The following is a 5,916-nucleotide window of genomic DNA, read 5'->3' as shown; positions in this document are numbered from 1 at the left end:
TTGAGAAACATCGACACGCCAGCAAACGTACCGCCCGTTCCTGTAGAAGCGACCCAGCCATCAATGTTGCCATCTGTCTGCGCCCACATTTCTGGCCCAGTAGTCTCATAATGTGCCAGCCTATTGGCAAGATTTTCAAACTGATTTGCCCAGATCGCATTTTCCATCTCTGCGGCAACGCGACCAGATAATTTGACATAATTATTCGGATCTTTGTAAGGTACAGCGGGCACAGTACGGACTTCTGCGCCGAGGGTGCGAAGTGCCTCGATTTTTTCGGCGGACTGGGTTTCGGGGATGATAATCAGGCATTTATACCCCTTAGCGTTGCAAATATGTGCCAGACCGATGCCCGTATTGCCAGCAGTACCTTCGACGACAGTGCCGCCCGGTTTGAGCGTACCGCACCGCTCGGCATCTTCGATCATATAAAGAGCCGCTCGATCTTTGACTGAGCCACCTGGATTGAGAAATTCGGCCTTACCCAAGATTTCACAGCCAGTAGCGTCGCTAAAACTATTGAGTCGAATTAAGGGTGTGTTGCCAATTGCTTCAACAAAGCCACGTTTGATATCCATACATCTTTTGAAATTATGCTGACCAACCTACTTGACTTCAATATAGTTCAATCACTAGGCAAATCTGGAAAAACCGATCTCACCGCTGGATGGACGATCGATCCAGATCGGACATTCACACCTTTAGCCAGATTTGGATCTAGCTCCAAAGCTGCCAAACCGCGATCGGCTAATTTGAGTACATAGGGTGCGGTGCTATTATTCAAGGCTTGTGTGGCCGTCCACGGTACTGCGCCAGGCATATTCGGCACGCCATAATGAACGACACCCGATTCGATATATACGGGATTGGTATGTGAAGTCGGGCGGAGCGTCTCGATACAGCCCCCTTGATCGACTGCCACATCAATGATGACGGCACCTGGCTTCATCTCACTGACTAGGGTACTAGAGACGAGGATCGGCGCACGTTTGCCCAGGATCAGTACTGCCCCAATGACCAGATCGGCAGTGCGGACGGAGGTTTCAATATTGTGAGCGTTGCTATAGAGATAAGTCACGCGCGAACCAAAGATCGTTTCCAGATAGTTCAATCGATCGACATTCACATCCAAGATCGTCACCTGTGCGCCGATCCCCACCGCCATCCGTGCGGCTTCCGTACCGACGATCCCCCCACCCAGAATCGTCACCTTGCCCGGTTGCACGCCAGGTACGCCGCCGAGGAGGACACCACTACCGCCTTGTTGTCTCTCTAGAAATCTCGCCCCAAATTGCACTGACAACCTACCCGCAATGATACTCATCGGTGCCAGGAGCGGAAGCTTGCCATCGGGTAATTCTACTGTTTCATAGGCGATCGCACTGACGCCAGTATCGATTAGCTGTTCGGTGAGCGCGCGATTGGCAGCCAGATGGAGATAGGTGAACAGGATTTGATTTTTTTGGAGATGGGCGTATTCTGTCAGTAGCGGTTCTTTGACTTTTACAACCATTTCCCGATCCCAAGCGGCTGCGGCTGTCGGCACGATCTTGGCTCCAGCTTGGATGTATTCGGCATCGGGGAAACTAGATCCAGCACCAGCGTTAGTTTCGACGGATACTTGATGTCCGCGATCGACTAATGCCCGCACGACACTAGGAGTCAATCCGACTCGGAATTCTTGGTCTTTGGTCTCTCTGGGAATACCGATATCCATGTTTTATACTCGTAATTGTCACCGCAACTACCATCATAATAGAGAGGATGTGGCTTTGATAAAGAGTTGTAGGATAATAACTAGGATAGGGGGACGGGGGGACTGGGGGACTATTCCAAAATCCATTCACTATTCACTATCCACTATTCACTATCCCCTGACTTCATGACCAAATACCACATCCCCAAAATTATCGAGGGCTATTCGCAGGGTCATTTTTTGATGGCAGACGATGCAGATAGCGATCTGCAGTGGTACTCTAGCAACGAACATGCCTTGATTCCGCTCGACGATCGCTTTCGCTACCCCACATCCTTGCGACGTGTCATCAATCAACATCGCTTTACAGTCAAAATTAATGGCGATTTTCGAGCGGTAGTGGCGGGTTGTGCTGATCGAGATACCGTCTGGATTTCCCACGAACTTCAGGAGATCTACTGGGAATTAAACCAAGCAGGTTGGGCATATAGTTTTGAAACTTGGCAGGGCGACGAACTTGCTGGTGGGATCTTAGGTATCGCCATCGGCAGCGCATTTATCGGCGAATCGATGTTTTTCCAGATTCCTGAAGGCTCGAAGGTGGCGATGGTACATCTTGTCAACCATCTCCGCCAGCAAAAATTCAGCCTATTCGATGCCCAAATGACCAATCCGCACCTCGAACGCTTTGGAGCGTATCCGATCGATACCAAGACTTACCACAACTTGCTGCGAGTGGCAATCTCACAACAGCGTCAATTTAAACCCCAAGGAGATCGGGCATAACCGCAGTCGTAAACACAATGGGTTGTGCTAACTACCTTCTACTCTTTATGCCCTACCCCACTCGCAGTTGTTGACGATGCTGCTGGCGATGGCGAGAATGGAGCAATAAACTTACCTTGCCGAGTAATTCCTCGATCGCAACTGGCTTACCGAGAAGATCGTCAGCACCACATTCTAAAGCTAGTGCGGCTTGTGATGGTGCAATTGCCGAAAACAGCAAGATTGGAGTCAGATCCCACTCAGGATTGCTTCTAATCCGCTTAGTCATCTCATACCCGTCAATTTGGGGCATATTGATATCGAGAATAATTAAGTCTGGTGGCAGCAATTGCATAATTTGCAGCGCGATCAACCCATTGGTATAGGAAATCGTCTCATACCCAGCCGAGGAGAGAATTGCATCGGTGACAGCCAAAATTTCTGGCGAATCGTCAACAATCAGGATTCTATTGGTGCCAGATCTTATACCAGTAACAACTGATTTCATTGATCAAAATTTTTAGTTAATAGGAGGACAGAAAACCTGCAATTCAGTGCTGGAGACAGCTTGGTTCAATAATTAGCAACAATCGCTAATCTTGCTGACCGATTGCTACGAGATTTAAATATGACGTTGGGAGTTGACCCGATCGGCGATCGCTCATCTCATGGATCATTTTTTTATAGTTGGAAGATAAAGAAGCTAAATATTAAAACAAAATTATAACCGATTGGCTTCATTTTCCATCGTAATTTGGTGAATTATTACAGATTTGGGACAAAATATCTAGTAAATTACCCACCGCGTGATTTCAGTCGCTAAACCGTCGGGAAACCAGGGCGTGCGCGTTGGGGAAGCCTCTGCCTTAGCAGATACCGCTTCATGAATTGCCCCTACCAAAAGAGGAGTTGCTAATTGGGCTGCGCTGGATCTACTTTGACAGTTGGGATTGGTTCGGTGGGGGCATTGACTATAGCGTCAGTTTTCGAGACACTCCGATCTGCTGGTAGATCTGAATTAGCTGCCGCTGCGAGTAAAGGGGTTGGTGGTTGGACTGGAGTACCCAGTGGTTTCGATCGCACGGGATTTGGCTTGACTTCTAATTTAATCCACGCTCGATCGTCGTCAGCATCAGGATTGGGGTTAGCCGTGATTGAGAGTGGCTGAGGGGGAACTAATTGCTTGTTGGCGACAGGTGCATTAGCAGGCGGAATTTTGACTTCAGATAAGGGGGTTTGGCTCGCTAATGGTGTGACTGATTTCGCGATCGAAGTTGGTTTGGTAGCGGCTGGTGCGGTGGTTTTGTCGATCGATTGCTCAACCGTAGCGACTGGTGTTGGCGTGCTGACGGTGGCAGTTGGCTTTTGGGCAGGTTTTGGTGTTTTGGGTGCGGGTTGATTTGCCCCATTCCGATTGGGAAGTTGGATAGCATTGGCAATGGCAGTGGCTCGATCGATCGGTACCAATTGTTGGCGCAACTGGAAAGTTTGCCAACTCAGCCAGCCCAAAAGGATGACGCTAGTAGTTTGTCCGACTAAAATGCCACCAGTAACTTGATGCGCGTAAATCCACAGGAATAGCGCGTAAAAACAGCCAACGCCACTCCAGATAAAATCCTGTTTGCGATGAATTTCTGGCAAGAAGAAAGCGGTGAGATACAAACCAACACTTCCAGTACCGACCAACACAGCTAAGATATATGCCAGCATGTTTACAAAAATCCTCCTCCAAGCCAATGTCGCTAACTAGACTCAGCATATTATAGGTTGGGCCTCACGATCGCGATGCCCGCTTGCCGATCGTCGTGTCCGGCGCATCGTGACTATGTTACTCAGTGGAAATAGTTAGTTACAGCTATTTAAATAATCCCAAATAACTGTAACTAACTACCAGAGTACGTTCTAGACGGCTACAGCCGCAGCTTCAACTCGATCGGCGAGTAAGGCGATGTTGGTGAAATTAAACTCTGTAGTGACAGGCTGCCCATCTTCGATAGCTGCGACGATCCGTTGACTGAGAATTTGGTAATTACCAACTTTTTGGTAGTTATCTTCAAACACGATTTTATCGCTTTTGATTTCGCCTGTCGCTGGATCGGCATAGATCGAATCATAACGATGGGAGAGATAACCAGCCCCAGTATCGTGACTGCTAAAAGTATCGATCGTCACCATGATCCCGTGCAGATGGCGATGGACGTGGCAAACTTCATTATTGCGGAGTTTATACCGATCGCCCATTGGTTTCTCTGGCATCAGGATTTCGATCGCACCAGTGGCGTCGGTTTCGCCATAGGCAAAAGTATTCATCCCATGGGTTTCGGTAAAAGTCCGGCGCACGCGGTGGATGGCTACTTCGCGGAGTTGGCCGATAATCGACTTGCGCGCTTCTTCATCCTCGATCCCTGTCACCTCCGCACTCAGATTTGCTTTGACGACAATCGTGCCAGTTAGTGCTTGATCTCCATGCTTAAACTCCACTGTGGCAGTATAACCAGGAAAATTTGGCTCCCAAGTGTACCGATTTTCGTAAGCAGCCTGAAATAGTGCTTGTGCCGATCGTGATTCTGTCATGTTGCCTTAACGGGTGATTTGGTATTTAATTCTATTTTAAAGATTTTTGTTCCTAATGTTCGAGCCAGTGACATCAGATGATGCTAAATTGCCAGATAAGATGACTAGCTCAAATTTCCCCCTGTCAAATTCAGATTTCCCTGTTGTCGCCACCGCTTTTGCGGTAGAACGCCAAGTCTTGACACCAGAACTATCGCAGTTGTTTGCCAATCCACTGCGATGGGGCAATGAAGACAAACAAAAAATTGCGGCTGGACTACTATTATGTTTATCCTCGACTATCGGTCAAACCATTAGTGATGTCAAAATCGAGCGACTCGATCGATTACCACCCAACGGACGAGATCGCGGCTTAATTGATTTTAAATTAATTTGTCGTCTGCGCGATCTGAGCCAAGTTCACATTGGGATTTGTGTGTTACCATTTGCCGATCGCGAGGTGGTCAATGAAGCTTGCAATTTACTGTTGGTCTACAAAGATTTTGGACTCGATCGCTTATGCTTGCTCCGTCAAAACAAGTTGATGACTGATGCCAGTCAGTTACCAACTTGTTTGCCCAGGTTATTATCTGCTGATATTGGCGGTCATTTTATCCCCCTCAAGTTTCCAGATCTCTTGACGATTCTCACCACTCTCTCCGTATTTCAGCACAAGCAGCAGCATCAAATCGCCAACGACACGATCTTTGCTTATTTACTTCAGTCAAAACAATTAATTGAAAACGATCTGATTAAAGGCATTCTGATGGCCGCTCAAGTTAAAAATTCGCACTAATTTCCCGATCGACACCTATTCCACAAATCAACTCAAATATGGACATTCTGACAGTATTGCAACAAGATTATGCCAGATTTCCACTCGATCAAAGCTATCAAATTTA

Annotated in this window: 7 protein-coding genes; 2 read left to right on the top strand and 5 right to left on the bottom strand. The window is 47.7% G+C overall.

What is annotated here, in order from left to right:
* On the bottom strand, window positions 1-578 hold a 578-nt coding region (locus RMO27_RS09615; protein WP_309731777.1), incomplete at its 3' end, for a pyridoxal-phosphate dependent enzyme.
* Between the two features lie 47 nt (window positions 579-625).
* Window positions 626-1,717, bottom strand: coding sequence for an alanine dehydrogenase (gene ald, locus RMO27_RS09610; RefSeq protein ID WP_309731775.1), 1,092 nt, complete (start codon window positions 1,715-1,717; stop codon window positions 626-628).
* 165 nt (window positions 1,718-1,882) lie between these two features.
* Between ald and aat the strand changes: the two genes are divergently transcribed.
* Window positions 1,883-2,482, top strand: coding sequence for a leucyl/phenylalanyl-tRNA--protein transferase (gene aat, locus RMO27_RS09605; RefSeq protein ID WP_309731773.1), 600 nt, complete (start codon window positions 1,883-1,885; stop codon window positions 2,480-2,482).
* A gap of 52 nt (window positions 2,483-2,534) precedes the next feature.
* Here aat and RMO27_RS09600 read toward each other — a convergent pair whose 3' ends face one another.
* From RMO27_RS09600 to RMO27_RS09590, 3 genes are all read right to left on the bottom strand, one after another.
* Window positions 2,535-2,969 carry a response regulator gene (locus RMO27_RS09600; RefSeq protein WP_309731771.1) on the bottom strand — a complete coding sequence of 145 codons (435 nt, stop codon included), beginning with the start codon at window positions 2,967-2,969 and terminating at the stop codon, window positions 2,535-2,537.
* A 404-nt stretch (window positions 2,970-3,373) separates the two neighbouring features.
* On the bottom strand, window positions 3,374-4,171 hold the full coding sequence (locus tag RMO27_RS09595; protein ID WP_309731769.1) for a Ycf66 family protein: 798 nt from the start codon (window positions 4,169-4,171) through the stop codon (window positions 3,374-3,376).
* A 192-nt stretch (window positions 4,172-4,363) separates the two neighbouring features.
* A complete protein-coding gene (locus tag RMO27_RS09590) occupies window positions 4,364-5,035 on the bottom strand; it encodes a DUF3386 domain-containing protein (RefSeq protein ID WP_309731767.1) in 672 nt (223 codons plus the stop codon).
* Window positions 5,036-5,135: 100 nt separating this feature from the next.
* Here RMO27_RS09590 and RMO27_RS09585 point away from each other — a divergent pair, with 100 nt between their 5' ends.
* The gene (locus RMO27_RS09585; RefSeq protein WP_309731764.1) at window positions 5,136-5,810 is read left to right on the top strand and encodes a hypothetical protein; all 675 of its coding nucleotides are present in this window, start codon (window positions 5,136-5,138) and stop codon (window positions 5,808-5,810) included.
* Window positions 5,811-5,916 lie beyond the last annotated feature (106 nt).

This window comes from Chamaesiphon sp. OTE_75_metabat_556 (assembly GCF_031378165.1).
Taxonomy (GTDB): domain Bacteria; phylum Cyanobacteriota; class Cyanobacteriia; order Cyanobacteriales; family Chamaesiphonaceae; genus Chamaesiphon.
The sequence above is the reverse complement of the archived record's forward strand: the minus strand, read 5'-3'. Positions and strand labels throughout refer to the sequence as shown.

Excerpts from the sequence above, each read along its gene's own strand:
- ald (WP_309731775.1), bottom strand. The coding sequence starts at position 1,717 with ATGGATATCGGTATTCCCAGAGAGACCAAAGACCAAGAATTCCGAGTC.
- aat (WP_309731773.1), top strand. The coding sequence starts at position 1,883 with ATGACCAAATACCACATCCCCAAAATTATCGAGGGCTATTCGCAGGGT.
- RMO27_RS09600 (WP_309731771.1), bottom strand. The coding sequence starts at position 2,969 with ATGAAATCAGTTGTTACTGGTATAAGATCTGGCACCAATAGAATCCTG.
- RMO27_RS09595 (WP_309731769.1), bottom strand. The coding sequence starts at position 4,171 with ATGCTGGCATATATCTTAGCTGTGTTGGTCGGTACTGGAAGTGTTGGT.
- RMO27_RS09590 (WP_309731767.1), bottom strand. The coding sequence starts at position 5,035 with ATGACAGAATCACGATCGGCACAAGCACTATTTCAGGCTGCTTACGAA.
- RMO27_RS09585 (WP_309731764.1), top strand. The coding sequence starts at position 5,136 with ATGACTAGCTCAAATTTCCCCCTGTCAAATTCAGATTTCCCTGTTGTC.